Origin of the sequence: Pedobacter frigidisoli (genome assembly GCF_004331675.1) — a bacterium.
GTDB lineage: Bacteria > Bacteroidota > Bacteroidia > Sphingobacteriales > Sphingobacteriaceae > Pedobacter > Pedobacter frigidisoli.
The window spans coordinates 68,265-88,094 of sequence record NZ_SJSN01000013.1; the positions used below are offsets into that span (position 1 = coordinate 68,265).

Annotated in this window: 10 protein-coding genes; all 10 read left to right on the forward strand. The window is 39.0% G+C overall.

The window, feature by feature from the left end; genetic code table 11:
* The first annotated feature begins 2 nt into the window (after positions 1-2).
* A complete protein-coding gene (locus tag EZ449_RS16150; protein WP_131560713.1) occupies positions 3-1,850 on the forward strand; it encodes a rhamnogalacturonan lyase in 1,848 nt (615 codons plus the stop codon).
* Positions 1,851-1,856: 6 nt separating this feature from the next.
* Complete coding sequence (locus EZ449_RS16155; protein WP_131560715.1) at positions 1,857-4,184, forward strand: glycoside hydrolase family 2 TIM barrel-domain containing protein; 2,328 nt, start codon at positions 1,857-1,859, stop codon at positions 4,182-4,184.
* Positions 4,185-4,481: 297 nt separating this feature from the next.
* Positions 4,482-5,246, forward strand: coding sequence for a rhamnogalacturonan acetylesterase (locus EZ449_RS16160; protein ID WP_131560717.1), 765 nt, complete (start codon positions 4,482-4,484; stop codon positions 5,244-5,246).
* A gap of 193 nt (positions 5,247-5,439) precedes the next feature.
* Positions 5,440-6,234: a rhamnogalacturonan acetylesterase gene (locus tag EZ449_RS16165; protein ID WP_131560719.1), complete on the forward strand. Its 795-nt coding sequence runs from the start codon at positions 5,440-5,442 to the stop codon at positions 6,232-6,234.
* An 811-nt stretch (positions 6,235-7,045) separates the two neighbouring features.
* Positions 7,046-9,952, forward strand: a complete 2,907-nt coding sequence (locus EZ449_RS16170; RefSeq protein ID WP_131560721.1) for an exo-beta-1,4-galactosidase — start codon at positions 7,046-7,048, stop codon at positions 9,950-9,952.
* A gap of 132 nt (positions 9,953-10,084) precedes the next feature.
* The gene (locus tag EZ449_RS16175; RefSeq protein ID WP_131560723.1) at positions 10,085-11,209 is read left to right on the forward strand and encodes a glycoside hydrolase family 88/105 protein; all 1,125 of its coding nucleotides are present in this window, start codon (positions 10,085-10,087) and stop codon (positions 11,207-11,209) included.
* A gap of 3 nt (positions 11,210-11,212) precedes the next feature.
* The gene (locus EZ449_RS16180) at positions 11,213-13,723 is read left to right on the forward strand and encodes a glycosyl hydrolase 115 family protein (protein WP_131560725.1); all 2,511 of its coding nucleotides are present in this window, start codon (positions 11,213-11,215) and stop codon (positions 13,721-13,723) included.
* Between the two features lies 1 nt (position 13,724).
* A complete protein-coding gene (locus EZ449_RS16185; protein WP_131560727.1) occupies positions 13,725-16,154 on the forward strand; it encodes a glycoside hydrolase family 31 protein in 2,430 nt (809 codons plus the stop codon).
* Positions 16,155-16,632: 478 nt separating this feature from the next.
* Positions 16,633-16,941 carry an L-rhamnose mutarotase gene (gene rhaM / locus EZ449_RS16190; protein ID WP_131560729.1) on the forward strand — a complete coding sequence of 103 codons (309 nt, stop codon included), beginning with the start codon at positions 16,633-16,635 and terminating at the stop codon, positions 16,939-16,941.
* Positions 16,942-16,946: 5 nt separating this feature from the next.
* Positions 16,947-19,715, forward strand: a complete 2,769-nt coding sequence (locus EZ449_RS16195; RefSeq protein WP_131560731.1) for a glycosyl hydrolase — start codon at positions 16,947-16,949, stop codon at positions 19,713-19,715.
* Positions 19,716-19,830 lie beyond the last annotated feature (115 nt).

Here is a 19,830-nt window from a genome sequence, read left to right on the forward strand (position 1 = left end):
TAATGATTAAACCGATACAATACTTTTTGTTGCTTTTAATAAGTTTTAGCTCGATATCTAGTTTTGCTCAACGCCAAATGGAAAAGTTGGGACGAGGGGTTGTCGCCGTTAGGCAAAATGCGGATTCTGTTTTTGTAAGCTGGCGGATTCTGGGTACCGAACCCGATGATATTGGTTTCAATCTCTATCGTAAAACGGGTAACGAAACTGCAAAAAAATTGAATGCGACACCGTTAATTAAAGGAACCAATTTCATTGATGTTGGCTTTAACGCAAATTTTGATAATAGTTATTTTGTAAAACCGATTTTAAAAGCCACTGAGCAGGAGGCGAGCAAAAGCTTTGTTTTAGCAGCCAAATCGCCCATTCAGCAATACCTTACGATTCCATTGCGAACGCCAGCTGGTTACACACCAAATGATGCATCGGTTGGTGATCTTGATGGTGATGGAGAATATGAAATTATCTTGCATCAAACTGGTCGCGGTCGCGATAATTCCTCAAACGGTATAACCGATCCTCCAATATTTCAGGCTTATAAAGTTGATGGAACCTTTTTATGGGAGATTAATTTGGGCAAGAACATTAGAGAGGGTGCACACTACACCCAATTTATGGTTTACGATTTGGATGGCGATGGCATTGCCGAATTTGCCTGTAAAACTGCCGATGGAACCATCGATGGGAAAGGAAAAGTGATTAGCGATTCTCCCAAAGACTACCGCAATAAAAACGGAAAAATATTAGATGGGCCTGAGTTCTTTACCATTTTTAGTGGCAAAACGGGCGAGGCGTTGGCCACTACCGATTACATTCCTGCCCGTGGAGATATTGGTGCCTGGGGCGGCAAAGGCGGGAATGGCAAAAACGATGATTCGGGTAATCGTGTAGATCGGTTTAATGCTTGCATTGCCTATTTAGATGGCATTCATCCAAGCGTGGTGATGTGCCGTGGTTATTACGGCCGTACGGTTTTGGCAGCATGGGATTGGCGTAATGGAAAACTAATTTCTCGTTGGGTTTTCGATTCAAAAGATGGTAGAAATCCCTTTTCGGGAATGGGTAACCACAATTTAACGGTTGCCGATGTGGATGGAGATGGCAAAGATGAGATTATTTACGGGTCCATGTGCGTTGATGATAATGGCATCGGTTTATACACTACCGGTTTAAGGCACGGTGATGCCTTGCATGTTTCCGATCTCGATCCGGAGCGACCAGGTTTAGAAGTTTTTGGCGTACATGAGATCGAAGAGGGAACAAAAGGACCTGGTGCAGCACTTTTTGATGCCAAAACAGGTGAGATTTTGTGGCATGGATCAGAGGATGAGGATGTAGGTAGAGGCGTTGCCGATAATATTGATAATACTCGAATTGGTGCGCAAATGTGGTGGTCGGGCTCCAACGGTTTGTTTGATATGAAGGGAAATAGAATAGGCGAGCAGCCCCGTTCTACCAATTTTTTAATTTATTGGGATGGCGATCTTTCGCGTGAGCTTTTGGATGGAAACCACATCGATAAATACAATGGAGGAAGATTGTTAACGGCAAATGGTGCTATATCCAACAATTGGACAAAATCTACGCCTGCATTAAGTGCCGATATTTTTGGCGATTGGCGTGAGGAATTGATTTTAAGGGCTTACGATAACCAAAGTTTAAGAATTTATACCACTACCATTCCAACAGAACATCGCAATTACACCTTGATGCACGATCCACAATATCGTTTAAGTATTGCCTGGCAAAACGATGGCTATAACCAACCGCCACATTCTGGTTTTTATTTCGGCTACGGCATGAAAAAGGCGCCAAAACCAAACATTTTACTTGTTGAACCTCAGAAATAATAGCTCATGATATTTAAAAAACTTAAAATTAATTTCCTGCTTGCAATGCTATTGATGCAGCTTTTTGCAAATGCTCAACAAGTTAGGGTAATTAATAATTTTGATAAGGATTGGTCATTCATTCAGGAAGATATTACTGGTGCAGAAAAGGCAGAACTCGATGTGTCGAAATGGAGAAAGCTAAATGTTCCACACGATTGGAGTATAGAGGGCGCTTACGATAAGGCAAATCTTAACGCTCGTGGTGGTGGCTATTTGCCATCAGGCATCGGTTGGTATCGCAAAAATTTCAGTCTTGATGAAAGTTTTTCTGGCAAGAAAATCACCATAGAATTTGATGGCGTAATGGCCAATAGCGATGTTTGGATCAATGGTTTTCATTTAGGGAAACGTCCTTATGGTTACATTAGTTTCAATTACGATTTAAGCAAACACCTCAACTTCGGAAAAGGAAAAACAAATGTAATTGCGGTAAAAGCCGATAACACGGTTCAGCCAGCATCTCGCTATTATACAGGTGCTGGTATCTACAGGCACGTTCGCTTGGTTGCTACAGATTTGGTCCACATTGGCGATTGGGGTGTTTACATTACAACACCCGATGCTAATGCTCAAAAAGCAGTAGTAAAAGTACAAACCGAAATTTCGAATGAATCGAATAAAACCGCTCAAATTACTGTCGAAACCGCTGTTTTAGATGCAAATGGCAAAGTGATTAAAACCACTCAATCCAAACAGAGTGTTGCGGCAAATCAATCTGTAAAGGTTGATCAGAATATTGAAGTGGCCAATCCAAAACTTTGGAATGTAGAAACGCCGATTTTATATAATACGCTTACCAAAGTTATCATTGGCAACAAGGTAATCGATGATCAGGTGAATAGTTTTGGTATAAGAAGTTTCAAATTCGATGCAGCAACTGGTTTCTGGCTAAATGGTAAAAATTTTAAGTTAAAAGGCGCTTGTCTTCATCATGATGGTGGTTCTGTAGGTGCTGCTGTACCTTTAAGCGTTTGGGAATTCCGCTTGAAAATGCTTAAGCAAGCTGGAGTAAATGCCATTCGAACTGCTCATAATCCTGTAGCGCCAGAGTTTTTAGATCTTTGCGATCAGATGGGGTTTTTAGTAATGGATGAAACTTTTGACACCTGGACCTCAGCCAAAAATAACGGCGAAAAAGGTTACAATCGCTTTTGGAAAGAGTGGTGGGAGCGTGATACCCGTGACATGGTTTTGAGAGATCGCAATCATCCATCCATCGTAATTTACAGCGTTGGTAATGAAATTCATGATAATTTGGATAGTCCTGAGGGATTTAAAAAATATACGGATCAGCAAGATTTAGTTCATCAGCTAGATCCAAGTCGCCCAGTAACGATGGCGCTTTTCCGTCCGGCCAATTCAAAAGTGTATACCAATGGCTTTGCCGAAACAATGGACGTTGTCGGTCAGAATTACCGAGAAAATGAGTTGGTTGCACTGCATAATCAAAAACCTACTTTAAAGGTAATCGGTACAGAAAATACGCATGTAATCCAACAATATTTAGCACTTCGCGATAACCCGTTTATGGCGGGTCAGTTTTTATGGACAGGTTTTGATTATTTGGGAGAAGAAGATTGGCCAAAAATTACCAACGGACAAGGTTTATTTGATCGCATCGGAAATTGGAAACAGCAAAGCTTGCAACGCCAAAGTTGGTGGTCAGATCAGCCTACCGTTCACATCGTTAGGAAAGAAGATAACGCCGGTGCTGGAGAATGGATTAATAATTGGACGCCAACCGACTTCGACACTTATGATGATGCAAAGGTTGCGGTTTATAGCAATTGCGATGAAGTGGAGCTATATCTAAACGGAAAATCATTAGGTAGTAAACCAAAACCTGCAGATGATTCTCCACGTTTGTGGGATGTTACTTTCGACAAAGGTTCGATAAAAGCAGTGGGCAAAAATAAAGGTAAAGAGGTTTCATCAGAAGAATTAAAAACTGCCAGACCGCCAGCAAAAATTGTGCTTTCTGTTGATAAAAGCAAAATTGGAAACAGTTGGGATGATGTGGCTTTTGTTACTGCAAAAATTTACGATGAAAAAGGAAATATTTGCCCAAATGCAGATAACCTGATTAAATTTACCATTTCTGGAGCCGGTATAATCGATGCCGTTGATAATGGAAATATCGCTAGCCATGAGATGTATAAAGCACAGCAAAGGCATGCGTACCACGGTGTGGTAATGGCAAACGTTAAAGGCAATGCAATAGGGAATATCGAAATTAAAGCAACAGCAGATGGATTGGAAAACGCATCGATAAAAATTGAAGTGATTAAATAGGTAAATTGATCATTAAGACCCTGTCTGGGATCATATTGACGTTGCGGAAAGTAAATAAGGCTATGGCAAAAGTAAATAAGGCCTTGCGGAAATTAAATTAGACACTGCGGAAAGTAATTAAGGCTATGGCAATAGTAAATAAGGCCTTGCGGAAAGTAAATAAGACACTGCGGAAATTAAATATAACATCAGTAAAGAACCTTGTTAAACACCTGAATCAGTGTAATCTAAATCATCTGTGTAATCAACCCCGAAGGGTAATCTAAATCATCTGTGTAATCAACCCCGAAGGGTACTATGAAAACAAAAATCAAACTTCTAGCTGCAGCAGCGATAATCATCACTGCCTCAGCATTCATCAAACCTACTAAACCTGCGCTCCATACCATTGGCGATTCAACTGTTCGAAATTCGAACAAAGAAACCTGGGGCTGGGGAACACCTATTGCATCGCTATTCGATACCACAAAAATCCATGTTGAAAATAATGCGATGGCGGGTAGAAGTACAAGAACATATTTATCTGAGGGAAGATGGGATAAAGTTTTAGAGACATTAAAGCCCGGCGATTTTGTAACCATGCAATTTGGTCATAATGATGGGAGCATTCCAGATACTACGAAAGCAGGTAGGAGAGGTGTTTTAAAAGGAACAGGAGAAGAAACAAAAGTACTTACCTGGCCAGATGGAAAAGTAGAAACCGTACATACCTATGGCTGGTACATCCGTAAATTTGTTCGAGAAACTAAGGCAAAAGGTGCCACGCCTATTGTGGTTTCGATGATTCCTAGAAACGAATTTAAGGATGGTAAAGTTCTTCGTGCCGATAAGGATTTTGGGAAATGGGCAGCAGAAGTAGCGCAACAAGAAAAAGCTTATTTCGTTGATTTAAATAAAATAACTGGCGATAAATACGATGCAATGGGACCAGAAAAAGTAAAGGCATTTTTTCCCGGCGATCATACGCATACCAACTTAGCCGGTGCAAAATTAAATGCAGAATCTGTGGTAGATGGAATTAAAGGATTAAAAGATTGTAAGCTGAAAAATTATCTGTTATAAGAAATCACAACCAAAAATCTGTGTAATCCCTCCATCTGTATAATCATCCCCGAAGGGTAAAAACGATCTGCTTAAAGGATCACTCTTCCTTTTTAAAACTATGAGGGGTTTCCCCCTTTGGAGGGCGCAGGGGGAGGATTTAAACTAATATTCAGCTTAAAAACATCGTTATCAATTAAAATCGATAAATCCAATGAAATCAAATAAAACATACCTAAGCCTAATCTTACTGGGCACATTCATCGTCTTTTCTTCGTGCATCATCTTAAAACAAAAGGAAAAACCAACATTATTTCTCATCGGCGATTCTACAGTAAAAAACGGCAAGGGTAAAGGCGACGGTTCTTTATGGGGATGGGGCAGTTTCATCGCAAATTTCTTCGACACTGAAAAAATCAATGTAGAAAATGATGCCTTAGGTGGAACCAGCAGCCGGACATTTCAAACCAATGGTTTATGGGATGCTGTTTTGGCAAAAGTAAAGAAAGGTGATTTTGTAATGATGCAATTTGGGCATAACGATAGTAGTCCGTTGGATGATACGGCACGTGCCCGTGGAACGATAAAAGGTATTGGCCTGGAAAGCAAGGATACCTATAATCCAATAAAGAAAAAGCAAGAAGTAGTTTACACTTACGGTTGGTATATGCGTAAGTTTATCAACGATATCAAGGCAAAGGGTGCAACACCAATTGTTTGTTCGTCTATTCCGCGTAACCCAGTTAAAGATGATAAGGTCGTCTTGGTCAATGATAGTTATGCAAGTTGGGCACAAGAAGTTGCGAAGGCAGAAAATATCGATTTTATTCCTTTAAACCAATTAATCAAAGATAAATACGCAACCTTATCGGCTGAGCAAGTAAAAACATATTTCACTGAAAAAGACCATACCCATACCAATGAGGCTGGCGCAAAAGTAAATGCAGCATTAGTTGTAGATGGATTAAAATCGTTAAAATCAAGCAAGCTGAAAGGTTATTTGAAATAGAGGGATTTAGAGAAAAGAAATTTTGATCTGCAATCTTCGCGGTAATCTGCTGGAAACATTAAGGATTTGGAAAGCAGTAGCAGTAGTGCTTAGGTTGGTTTCGGCCCCGCTGTTCCATCGGGTTTAGCTTGCAAGGTATCTCGCTTTTTTGAACGTTTTAAAGAGTAAGAAAAGAAATCTTGATCTGCGACCTTTGCGTTAATCTGCGGGAGGAAATAAGGATTTGGAAAGCAAGTTCTAGGCGTATGCAACTGCGAAGAAACACATAAAAGAGCAGTCGTCCTCCTGAACTTAATTCAGGATCTTAATAGCATGGACGCTAAGCATGAAAGATGCTGAACCGAGTTCAGCATGACGTGGTGGTTAGGCATAAAGAATAGAAAATCGACAAAGAACGGCCGTCATTCCCAATTTAATTGGGAATCTTAATGCGGTTGGTTTTGCAAATTCATTACGATTCCCGTATACGCGAGAATGACGATAGGCTAGGCAGAGCGGTTAAGCTAATTGTTAAAAAAACCAAACATGAACGGTCGTCATCCTGAACTTGATTTACAAGTGGGTAGTTATTGTAAGCGGCGTTGTAGCTACTTCGTGGTCAGGATCTTGATAGCACCAAAGCTTAGCAGGAGAGATAATATACCAGCAGTCGCAAACATTTTACAATTTGTTTAAGCGTCGTTTAAACGGTTTTAAGCACTAGAACGAATTTAAGCAGGACACTACAGGTTGCCTATATCTGTTTTAAACCTTATAATAGTGGCTTTAACCAGATATTACGAATGCTTAGCATTCATTGCTTTCAAAAAATATGCACACAAAAGCATCATTATTTACCAAATGCATAGTTACGGCTATATGCTTGGTTATTATATTTTCAATAAATCTACAGGCCCAAAACATTTCCTTAAAAGGGAAGTGGAGGTTTAAAATAGATGCCAAGGATGAAGGAATCAAAGGCAAATGGTATTCTACTGTTCTCCCTGAAACCATCAATCTGCCTGGCTCCATGGCTGAAAACATCAAGGGCGACGACATTACCCTAAAAACAAAATGGACCGGTAGTATCTACGATAGCTCCTATTTTTATCATCCCAGGTTAGAGAAATACCGTAAGCCTGGAAACCTGAAAATTCCTTTTTGGTTAACACCTGCCAAACATTACACTGGTGCTGCTTGGTATCAAAAGGATGTGGAAATTCCTGCAAAATGGAAAGGTCAACGTGTAGTTTTATCTTTAGAGTATCCACATTCTGAAACCCGAGTATGGATTGATGATATAGAGATTGGCACCCAATTTACTTTTGTTGTTGCCCAAACTTTTGAGCTCCCAGCAAATTTAAAAGCAGGAAAACATACCATCACTTTATTAATCGATAATCGAATCAAGGCCATTAACGTTGGTCAGGATTCGCATAGTTTAACCGATCATACTCAGGGCAATTGGAACGGCGTAGTTGGAAAAATGTTTTTGCAAGCCGGTTCTCCAGTTTATTTTGAGGATATTCAAATCTTTCCAGATTTAAAGAAAAAATCAGCAAAAGTGAAAATTCAGCTTAAGGCTGGCGCCAATGTTTCTTCAAATGGTACGATTACTTTATCCGCTAAGAGTTTCAATACAAAAGATATACTCAGCGTAAAGCCTATAAGTGCGCCTTATCAAATTAAAAATGGCGTAGGTTCATTGGAAATTGATTTGCCAATGGGGAATAAAATAGCCACATGGGATGAATTTGATCCCGCTTTATATCGTTTAACGGCATCACTATCGGCTAAAGATGGCAAGAAAGATGAAAAGCAAGTCCAGTTTGGAATGCGGGAATTTAAGGCCGTTGGTAGGAGTTTTGAAATTAACGGTCGCCCGGTTTTCTTACGTGGAACCGTTAACAATTGCGAGTTTCCGCTAACAGGCTATCCCGCTATGGATGTTGCCGCCTGGGAAAGAATATTTAAAATTTCGAAAGCTCATGGCTTAAATCACATGCGTTTCCATTCGTGGTGCCCACCAGAGGCCGCCTTTATTGCGGCAGATTTAACTGGATTTTACTTGCAACCAGAAGGTCCAAGTTGGGCAAATCACGGTTCATCTATTGGCGATGGAAAACCAATCGACCAGTTTATCTACGATGAAACCAACCGCATGACTAAAAACTACGGCAATTATGCATCCTTTTGTATGATGGCTTATGGAAACGAACCTCGTGGTAGACAAGTAGAATATTTAACCAAATTCAATGATTATTGGAAAGCTAAAGATTCAAGAAGATTATATACTGGTGCGTCGGTAGGCGGTAGCTGGCCAGTTATTCCAAACAATGAATTTATGGTTCGTGCTGGTGCAAGAGGTTTAGATTGGAATAAAAAACCCGAGAGCATTTCTACTTATGCCAAGCAGATCGAACAATTTACTGTTCCTTTTGTAGCACATGAAATGGGCCAATATTGCGTATTTCCGAATTTCGAGGAAATGAAAAAATATACCGGCGTTTATCGGGCGAAGAACTTTGAGATGTTTCAGGAGGATTTGGCCGATCACGATATGGCCGATCAAGCAAAAGATTTTTTAATGGCATCTGGTAAGCTGCAAGCCCTTTGCTATAAAAATGAAATCGAAAAAGCATTAAGAACACCGAATTACAATGGTTATCAGTTACTTTCTTTAAACGATTATCCCGGACAAGGAACTGCATTGGTTGGTGTTTTAGATGCCTTTTGGGATGAAAAAGGTTACATCACGGCTAAAGAATTCAAAAGATTTTCTAACAGCACGGTTCCGTTACTTAAGGTTTCGAAATTCGTTTATACCAATAATGAAAGTTTGGATGCCGCAGTAGAGGTCGCTCATTTTGGAAAAGCTCCATTAACAAATGCTAAACTTTCGTGGACCATAAAAGATGTTTCGGGTACCGTTTTGGAAAAGGGAACTTTTGATCAAAAAACTTTGCCTGTTACCAATTGCATCCAAATTGGCGATATTCATTTTGCCTTAAGTACCATAAAAACAGCTACTCAATTCAACTTAGAAGTTAAGATAGATGGGACTGAATTCGCAAACGATTGGAATTTTTGGGTTTATCCGGCAGAATTGCCAAAGATTAAATCGATTTTCTATTACACCGATAAACTAGATGATCAAGCTAAGAAAATATTAGATGAGGGAGGAAATGTGTTTCTTAATGCAGCTGGCAAAGTAGTAAAAGGCAAGGAAGTGGTACAAACATTTTTGCCTGTATTTTGGAATACATCATGGTTTAAAATGCGTCCACCACACACTTTGGGTATTTTGTGCGACCCGAAAAATCCAGCTTTAGCTAATTTTCCAACAGAATACCACAGCGATATGCAATGGTGGGAAATCGTAAACAAAGCTCAGGTAATGAATCTGGAAGATTTTCCGTCAGGTTTTAGACCGATCATTCAGCCGATTGATACTTGGTTTTTAAATCGCAGGTTAGCATTGGTATTGGAGGCGAAAGTGGGTAAAGGAAAATTAATTGTCTCGAGTGCGAACCTTTCACCAGATCTAAAAAATTCACCTGCATCAGAACAACTTTATTTTAGTTTGCAGCAGTATATGATGTCTGAGAAGTTTAATCCAAAATACGAAGTGGCGTTTAACACCGTGAAAGATATCGTCGAAAGTCCATCGAAAATTCAATTCGATACCTTTACAAAAGATAGTCCTGATGAGTTAAAACCCAAACCAAAATCGAATTGACGCAAAGTTTTTCCCACAGATTAAAGGGGATTTTAAAAGGCAGATTTTCGCAGAGGCACATAAAATCGAATTAAAATAAGTTTTGATTACATCATAAAGTATATGATCAAAGCTCAAAATAAAAATACCACAATGAAGAAATTTATATTCAGTTCCGCATTTTTATTGATTATAGCTGGGCAGCTTTTCGCTCAAAAATTACCAAATAAAAAGGCTGTTTTAAGGGTTTTAAAATCTACCAATACTTATTTTATGGATAAGTGGCCTGATCCAGGAAAATCCATCATCACAAATAAAGAAAGACCGAGTAACTTATGGACGAGAGCCGTTTATTATGAGGGATTAATGGCTTTATATCAGATTAATCCTGATCGAAAATATTATGATTATGCAGTTGAATGGGGCGAGAAACATAAATGGGGCTTAAGAGATGGTGTAAAAACCCGTGATGCCGATAACCAAGCCTGCGGACAAACTTATATCGATTTATATAACATTGATAAAAAACCAGAACGCGTTAAGGATATCAAAACATCTATGGATTTAATGGTGAAATCAGGTAAAGTTGATGATTGGACATGGATTGATGCCTTACAAATGGGCATGCCAGTTTTTGCCAAATTGGGAAAATTATACAATGATAATTCATACTATGATTATATGTACAAAATGTATTTGCATAGCAAAAATGTGCAAGGTGGTGGTTTATACAATGCTAAAGACGGACTTTGGTGGCGAGATAAAGATTTTGTTCCACCTTACAAAGAGCCAAATGGAGAAGATTGTTATTGGTCGCGTGGTAATGGTTGGGTGGTTGCCGCTTTTGTTCGTGTGTTGGAAACCATGCCAAAGGATGCCATTGGATATGATGAATACTTAAAAACCTACCACGAAATGATTAAGGCGCTGGTTCCATTGCAACGTGCGGATGGTTTTTGGAATGTGAGTTTACACGATCCCAATCATTTCGGAGGTAAAGAAACCTCAGGAACAGCGCTATTTGTATATGGAATGGCTTGGGGCGTAAACCAGGGGATTTTAGATAAAGCAACATATTTACCAATTATTACAAAAGCCTGGAACGGTATGACTAAAGATGCGGTTCAAAAAAATGGTTTTTTGGGTTTCACTCAAGGAACAGGTAAAGAGCCAAAAGATGGTCAGCCGGTAACTTATACCAGCAAGCCTGATTTCGAGGATTATGGTTTAGGTTGTTTCTTGTTAGCAGGAGCCGAGGTTTATAAATTGAAGAAATAAGAAATGAAAATTAGAAATCCCTATTGTTTATCCATAATAACTTTGTTGTTTTTTGTGCCGAATTTACTTTTGGCGCAAAAAACACAGAGCCAAAAGATTGGTGTTTCTGAAATTAATATTCCCTTATCATTTCCGCTTGCCGAAAAAGGAAAAACTGCTACCATTTATATCGATGGAAGGGATGCAGATGTAGTTTCAATTGCCGCAGATGCTTTTAAAAACGACATTAATCTGTTAACAAATCTCAGCCCGATTGTAAAACAAGATGATCAAAATTTAAGTGCTTGCCCAGTAATTATTGGTACGCTCGGTCAATCTAAATTTATTGATCAATTAGCGAAGACTGGAAAAATAAATCGATCTAGTCTGCAAGGGAAATGGGAAACCTTTTCCATCTCGGTGATCGAAAATCCAATTAAAGGCGTAAAGAGAGCATTGGTTATTGCTGGTAGTGATAGAAGAGGGACAGCCTATGGTGTTTTCGAATTATCTAGAATGCTTGGTGTTTCTCCGTTGAGTTGGTGGGCCGATGTTAAGCCGGCAACTAAGAAAGCGCTTTTTGTTACCGCTGGAGAAAGTTTAGTTGGGCCACCATCTGTGAAGTACCGTGGTATTTTTATCAATGATGAAGATTGGGGAATTCAACCTTGGGCGACTAAAAATATGGATACTGATGTAAAAGACCTTGGACCAAAAACCTATACCAAGATATTCGAATTGTTATTAAGATTAAAAGCCAACTACATTTGGCCGGCTATGCATCCCTCTACCAAAGCGTTTTTCTACTATAAAGAAAATCCTAAAATTGCCGATAAATATGCCATTGTTTTAGGTGGCAGCCACTGCGAACCCATGTTGAGGAATAATGTGTTTGAATGGGCAGAGAATTTTGAACACGAATACGGCAAAAAACCAGGCGAATGGCGTTACGATCTGAATAAAAACGAAATGGATAAATATTGGACAGATAGAGTGATCGAAGCCAAAAATTACGAGGCCGTTTACACCGTAGGCATGAGAGGCATACATGATGGAAGTATGCCCGGGCCAAAGGACAAAAATGAAAAAGTGAAATTGCTTGGGCAGGTTATAACTGATCAGCGAGAAATTTTAAGTAAAAACATTAGTAGCTCATTAAGTTCCATTCCCCAAATATTTTGTCCTTACAAAGAAGTTTTGTCGCTTTACCAAGCCGGATTAAAACTTCCTGATGATGTAACCATTGTTTGGGCGGATGATAATCATGGTTATGTTCGTCAACTTTCTAACCCTGAAGAACAGAAACGCTCGGGCGGAAGCGGAGTTTATTACCACATATCTTATTGGGGTTCACCACATGATTATTTGTGGCTTTCGTCTATTTCTCCATCTTTAATTTCTTATGAACTAACCAAGGCTTATCAATACAAAGCCGATCGGTTGTGGGTAATCAATGTTGGCGATATCAAACCTGCCGAAATGGAAACGCAGTTCGCCATGGATTTAGCTTGGGATATCAATAAATGGAAACCCGAAAATGCTCACAATTATGCAGAAAGCTGGGCAGCAGAAACTTTTGGAAAGGAATTTGCCAAACCAATAGCCGATATCAAAGCTGTGTATTATCGCTTAGGTCACGAGGCCAAACCAGAACACATGAGCAGTGTAAATTTTACCGAGGAGCAAGCGAATGAACGATTGGTTGCCTATGAGAAAATCTATAACCAAGCTAAAAACCTCTCCAATAAAATGCCCGAACGATTAAAGGATGCTTACTTTGAATTAATTCTTTATCCAGTTCAAGGTGCCTATTTAATGAATCAGAAAATACTTTATGCGAAAAAAAGTTTGGCATTGGCAGAAAAAGGAGATCAAACAGCATTGGATTATTCTAAAAAATCGAGAGCGGCCTTTGAACAAATTAAGCTGATCACCAAAAAATACAACGAAGAAATTGCTGGTGGTAAATGGAATGGGATGATGGATTACCGGCCACGCAAATTGCCGGTTTTCGATATGCCAAAGGTTGCAGATACGATTGTTAAGAAAGCAATTGGTCAAGCAGAAAGCATTAAGAAACCAATTATAATAAAAGCATCCAATTTTGATGATAAAGTTGCACAGAAAGGAAGTGACTTACAAAATATTAAAGGTTTAGGGATAAGCGATTCTGGTATTTCAGTTTATCCATTTACAACGCAACCAATTCAAGAGAATGAAATTGCGACTGCATCATACGCAGTTTATAATATCGATTTTGAAACTGAAGGCGAGCATTCTATTGAAGTGAAATGTTTGCCAACCCAAGGCGTAAATAACGGTATCAAAGTACGTTACGCCATTTCGGTAAATGGAGATCAACCTCAAATTATTAACGTTTCACCTGCTTCAGAAAATAATATCTGGAAACTAAATGTATTGCAGGGCTATGCCTCAGGAATTACAAAACATCAAATTACCAAAACAGGTAAATCGGTAATAAAAGTTTATTTGCTAGATCCTGGAGTGGTTATCAATCAATTGGAAATAAAATAATATGTTGAAAAAATATTTAGTCCTTGCATTAATTTTAATATCATTTTCAGCTTATTCGCAAACCATAGGCGATTACAAAACAGGCTTTAAAAGGCAAGGAAATGCAATTTCATTTTCAACATCCAAAGGAGAGGTGAAGTTCGATTTCTGTACCCCAGAAATGTTTAGGGTAAGAACAAGTTGGAGCGGTCAATTTGAAAAGGATGAAAACTTGATGGTGATCAATTACAATTGGACAAATGTTACCGCAAAAGTTGAGGATAAGAAAGATCAGTTCATTATTACCACTTCAAAACTCATCATTAAAATAAATAAGGCACCTTTTAAAATCGATGTTTTCGACGCAAAAGGAAAGCTGTTAAATGCTGAAGTCAATGGATCAATTGCCAAGGAAAACACAAAGGTTGGCGTAACCAAGAAATTGCAAGCGGACGAACATTTCTTCGGTTTCGGGGAGCGTATGGATTTTATGGATCGACGTTTTAAAAAAGTAACCCTAAATGTGGGCCGTGGAAAAGGATTACCGCATGCAATTGGCGCATACAATATTTTAGAGGCAAATTATTGCCCTGTTCCTTTTTTTATGAGTACTAAGGGTTATGGCATTTTTCTGCATAATTCTTTTGCCACGGAGTGGGATATGGGTTCATCAAATAAAGATCAATACAGTTTTAAGGCTGCTGATGGTGAATTGGATTACTACTTCATTTATGGCCCAACTTTTCCAGCCATCTTAAATTCTTATACCTCTATAACAGGCAAATCGCCTATGTTGCCTCAATTTGCTTTGGGTTTGCATGCAGGTACTTATAGCGGCGGAACTTGGGGACATGAAGAAAAAACTTCAGACCATTATGTGGTTGAATTGGCTAAAAAATATAGGGAATTAGGAATTCCAGTCGATTTACTTTGGCTGGATTCTACTTGGAGACTTTTCGGAGAAATTGGTGGCAAGGGCGCTACCTCTTTCGAGTGGAGAGAGACTTTTAAGGATCCTAAAAGTATGTTCGATAGCATTTACGCATTGAACTACAAAATGGTAGGTTTGCACCTTCGGCCACGGTTTGATAATGCGAAAAAGTTAAATCTCTTAGATCAAGCACAAGCAAAGGGATTTACTTACCCAGAGAATGGTAAACCTGGCGAATTTGTAAACTTTTTCGATGATAAAGCTACGCAATGGTGGTGGGAAAACGGCGTAATGCGTGTAGCAAAATTGGGCGCAAAATTTTTAAAAACCGATGAGGGAAGTGCATTTGGAGCCTTGGCCAATGAAAGTGAAAAAATTGGTCCGACGGGCAAAGACGCACAGCGTTTGCATAATGTTTTTCCAATTGCTTATGCCAAAGCACCATTTTTAGAATTTGAGAAATTTAACGGTTTTAGAGGATTAAATCAAACTCGTGAGGGTTACTCCGGCATACAACGCTACCCCTATATTTTTGCTGGCGATTGGCCGAGCGAATGGCAATATTTTGCGCCAGTAATTAAAGCGGGATTAAATGTTGGCCTCTCTGGAGTGGGTTCTTGGGCACATTGTATGGGTGGTTTCGAGCACCAGGCCGATCCAGAATTGTATATCCGATGGGTACAGTTTGGCATGTTTAGTCCGATTGCGCTGGTTTTTGGAATGGATCATCCAGGTTATAAAGAACCTTGGAAATATGGTGAAGATGCGTTGAGAAACTTCAAAAAATATGATCTTTTGCGGTACAGATTATTCCCGTATATGTACACCAGCATGCATCAACAATACGAAACAGGTTTGCCGATGATGCGGGCCTTGGTTTTGAGTCATCAAGATGATGAAAATGTATATGAAATTGGCGATCAGTATATGTTTGGAGATAATTTAATGGTTGCTCCCGTAACTACAAATGGCGCCATTACCCGATCGGTTTACTTGCCAAAAGGTACTTGGTTTAACTATTGGAGCGGAGAGAAATACGAGGGCAAAAGTTATCATCATGTAGTTGCACCGTTGGATACGATTCCATTATTTGTAAAAGCCGGAAGTATTATACCAATGCAGCCTGAAATGATTTACAGTGGCGAAAAGCCTGTTGATGTAATTACTTTAGATATTTTTCCTTTCGGAGAATCTAGCTATGATCTTTATGAAGACGATAATTTGAGCTCGAATTATAAAACTGGAAATTTCGCGGTGACCAATATTACATCTTCTTTAAAGGCTGATGGACTTACGATTAAAATTGCAAAACCTGTTGGGCAATTTAAACCTACAGTTCATAAATATGAGCTAAGAATACATTGGTCAGGTAATAATCAACCAGAGGTGATGACAGAAAATGGCGTAAGTTTAATTGCTAATCAATATTCCGGATTTGTTAGTCCGCTTGTGATAAATAAAATACTTACCATCAAATCCAAGTCTGATAATAAAACTGATATTACTTTTAAAATTAAATAAGAGCTAGATATTTGGTTAGGCAGTTTGTTAGGCGGTCGTCATCCTGAACTTGATTCAGTACCTTAATAGCGTAACGTGATGGTTAGGCGTTTTGCTAAAAGCGGTCGTCATCCTGAACTTGATTCAGGTAATGCCAAAGCTTTAAGATTCCCACCTACGCGGGAATGACTCCAAGTGGAAATGCAAGGCGGCTTCGCAGGAGAGATGCTGAAGTGAATTCAGCATGACGACCGACAAACGCATAGTTTTGTCATTCTGAACGCAGTGAAGAATCCCATGCCATGGAAAACTGCCGCAAATATACCACCGAACCAAAAATTAGCGGGTTAGGTTTGAGCATTGCTCATCGGCTGCAGATTCTTAACTATGTTCAGAATGACAGCAAAATTAAAGGTTGCCATTGCCCGATTTGTACATTTAAAATAGACGAACTTCGCAGAATGATAATAATTTTAGAATAACATAAAACAACAATAAAATGAAAATTGCATTTAAAATGAAACTTAAACCCGGATTTGAGGCTGAATATAAATCTCGTCACGAACAAATTTGGCCAGAATTATCAGCTTTGCTAAAGGAAAATGGAATCAGCGATTATTCGATTTTTTTGGATGAAGAAACCAATACTTTGTTTGCGGTTCAACAACAAAGCGGCAACTCATCTCAAGATTTGGGTAGCACCAAAATTGTGCAGAAATGGTGGGCATACATGGCCGATATTATGGAAACCAATCCTGATCATTCCCCAAAAAGTTCTCCTTTGAAAATGGTATTTCACCTAGATTAATAGCTATGCAAACGAAACGATTTCTGTACATTTTATCAATTGGTGTTTTACTTTCTAATATCGCCATTGCTCAACTGCCTGCTAAAAATATGCTGGCTTGGCCAACTGTAGAAAAGCAAATGAAACCTTGGACAAGGTGGTGGTGGATGGGAAATGCCGTTGATGACAACAACTTAAAAATCGTTTTACAAAAATATGCAGCAGCAGGTTTGGGTGGTGTAGAAATTACCCCAATTTATGGTGCTGTTGGTTTCGAAAAGCAGTATTTGCAATTTCTTTCCCCAGCGTGGATGAATGCACTTCATTACACCATTAAAGAATCAAACACCTTAGGATTGGGTGTAGATATGAATACCGGAACAGGTTGGCCATTTGGCGGTCCGCAAGTAAAACCAGAGAATGCGGCAACAAAATTGATCATCCAAGATTACAAATTGAGTGCAGGAGAAAAGCTCAGTGAAAACCTAAAAGTAAAAGAGGCCAAGCAAGATTTCGCAAAATTGCAGGCGGTTACGGCTTATGGTCCGAATGGAGAAACTGAAGATTTACTTTCTTCAGTTCAGCAAGATGGCGCATTAAATTGGTCGCCAAAATCTGGCGTTTGGAATATTTATGCAGCCTTTGCAGGCAAAACCAGACAAATGGTTAAACGTGCTGCTCCAGGTGGCGAGGGATTTACCTTAGATCATTTGGACAAAAAATCGGTCGATGTTTATCTAAAGCGTTTTACAGATTCTTTCGCTAATAAACCTCAAGGTGTGAGATCATTTTTTAACGACAGCTATGAAGTTTACGGCGCCACATGGACGCCAACTTTCTTCGCAGAATTTAAAAAGAAAAGGGGATACGATCTTTCCAAGCACATTAAAGAGTTGGTGAGCAAAGATTCTACAAGTGAGCAAATCGCTCGATTGAAATCTGATTATCGTGAAACAATGGATGAATTGCTTTTGGATAATTTCACCAAAAATTGGACTAATTGGGCACATGGACTTAAATCTTTAACTAAAAACCAATCGCATGGATCGCCAGGCAATTTACTCGATCTTTATGGTGCCGTAGATATTCCAGAGACAGAAACCTTTGGTTCAAGCGCATTTGATATTCCGGGTTTACGCAGAGATTCTGCAGACATTCGCAATGTAGATCCCGACCCGATGATGTGCAAGTTCGCTTCTTCTGCTGCACATACGGGAGGCAAGAAATTGGTTTCATCAGAAACATTTACGTGGCTCACCGAACACTTTAAAACCTCTTATTCGCAATGTAAACCAGAAGCAGAACAACTTTTTTTAGCCGGTATAAATCATATTTTTTATCATGGAACTACAAATTCGCCTACAAATGTGTCTTGGCCAGGTTGGCTGTTTTATGCATCGGTAGAAATGAATCCGAACAATAGTTTGTGGCCGCATGCGAAAGGCTTAAATAATTATATTGCCCGTTGTCAATCTATTTTGCAAGCGGGAGAAGCAGATAATGAGCTATTAATTTATTGGCCAATTTACGATGTTTGGAATCGTGCAAAAGGTTTGGATATGGCCTTAAAAGTTCACGACGTAGATGAATGGTTGCACCCAACACCTTTTTATAAATTGACTAAGGAACTTTCAAAATCTGGTTATTCTTTTGATTTTGCTTCCGATAGATTATTGAACAAAAGTACCGTGAGCAATAATCAGCTTAAAACAGCCGAAAATGCATCACCGTATAAAGTGTTGATCATTCCAGCAAGTAACATGATGAGCCCGGAAACTATAGATAAGATCGTACAATTGGCAACTAACGGAGCAACAGTTGTTTTTCAGGAATTACCCAAAGATGTTCCCGGACTTAACGATCTGGAAAAGAGAAGAGAAAAGTTAAAATCATCGTTATCTAAATTGGCTTTTGTAGATGAAAAAGGAATTTCAACATTCAAAACCGGAAAGGGAAAAATCATTCTTTCCAACAATATTCAGTTGGCGTTAAAAGCAAATACAATCAACAGGGAAGAATTAACAGATTCGGGTTTACAATTCATCAGAAGAAAAACAGCATCTGGTCACTATTATTTCTTGGTCAATCATACGGCAAAGGCAATCGATACATATTTGCCATTAAATGAAACGGGAAAAGTGGTGATTCTTGATCCACAAAGTGGATTATTGGGCAAAGCTGAGATGCAAGGAAACAAGGTTCGAGTACAAATTAAATCAGGGGAAACGCTTTTTCTTAATGTATCGAAAGAACAGTTTGAGAATAAAACTTGGACATACCTGAATAAAGCTGCTCAGAAAATCAACTTAACTAAGCCTTGGTCGCTACATTTTACTGCAGGTGGACCGGAAATTCCAGCAGATCAAAAGCTGAATAAACTAACCTCATGGACGCATTTAAATGATCCAAAATTGGCAGCCTTTTCTGGTACTGGCGTTTATATTTCGAACTTTAATTTGCCAAGCAAAAATGCAAAAGAGTACATTTTAAATCTCAATCAGGTAGATGAAAGTGCTCGTGTTTGGATTAATGGACAAGAAGTCGGCATTCTTTGGAGTATTCCTTTTGAGGCTCGCATAGGGAAATACCTTAAAGCTGGTGAAAATACGATCAAGGTAGAAGTGGTAAACTTAATGGCAAACCGAATTCGCGATATGGATCTGAAGAAAATTCAATGGCGAAATTACCATGAGATCAACTTTGTGAACATCAATTACAAGGAATTTGATGCTTCAAATTGGTCAATCATGCCATCTGGACTAATCGGTCCTGTTACGATAACCCCGTATTTCTAACATTAATCAAAAGTTTTTTACGAAATCGTAGCACTTTTAAATCTTTTTTTCGAATGTTAATAACGTAGTAAATCGTTTTATATCGCTATTGAATCCATATTTCTATTCTATGCTA

Bases quoted from the DNA above. Each gene is read 5' to 3' on its own strand.
- EZ449_RS16180 (WP_131560725.1), top strand. From the start codon at position 11,213: ATGAAAATTAGAAATCCCTATTGTTTATCCATAATAACTTTGTTGTTT.
- EZ449_RS16175 (WP_131560723.1), top strand. From the start codon at position 10,085: ATGAAGAAATTTATATTCAGTTCCGCATTTTTATTGATTATAGCTGGG.
- EZ449_RS16160 (WP_131560717.1), top strand. From the start codon at position 4,482: ATGAAAACAAAAATCAAACTTCTAGCTGCAGCAGCGATAATCATCACT.
- EZ449_RS16150 (WP_131560713.1), top strand. From the start codon at position 3: ATGATTAAACCGATACAATACTTTTTGTTGCTTTTAATAAGTTTTAGC.
- EZ449_RS16195 (WP_131560731.1), top strand. From the start codon at position 16,947: ATGCAAACGAAACGATTTCTGTACATTTTATCAATTGGTGTTTTACTT.
- EZ449_RS16185 (WP_131560727.1), top strand. From the start codon at position 13,725: ATGTTGAAAAAATATTTAGTCCTTGCATTAATTTTAATATCATTTTCA.
- EZ449_RS16170 (WP_131560721.1), top strand. From the start codon at position 7,046: ATGCACACAAAAGCATCATTATTTACCAAATGCATAGTTACGGCTATA.
- EZ449_RS16155 (WP_131560715.1), top strand. From the start codon at position 1,857: ATGATATTTAAAAAACTTAAAATTAATTTCCTGCTTGCAATGCTATTG.
- rhaM (WP_131560729.1), top strand. From the start codon at position 16,633: ATGAAAATTGCATTTAAAATGAAACTTAAACCCGGATTTGAGGCTGAA.
- EZ449_RS16165 (WP_131560719.1), top strand. From the start codon at position 5,440: ATGAAATCAAATAAAACATACCTAAGCCTAATCTTACTGGGCACATTC.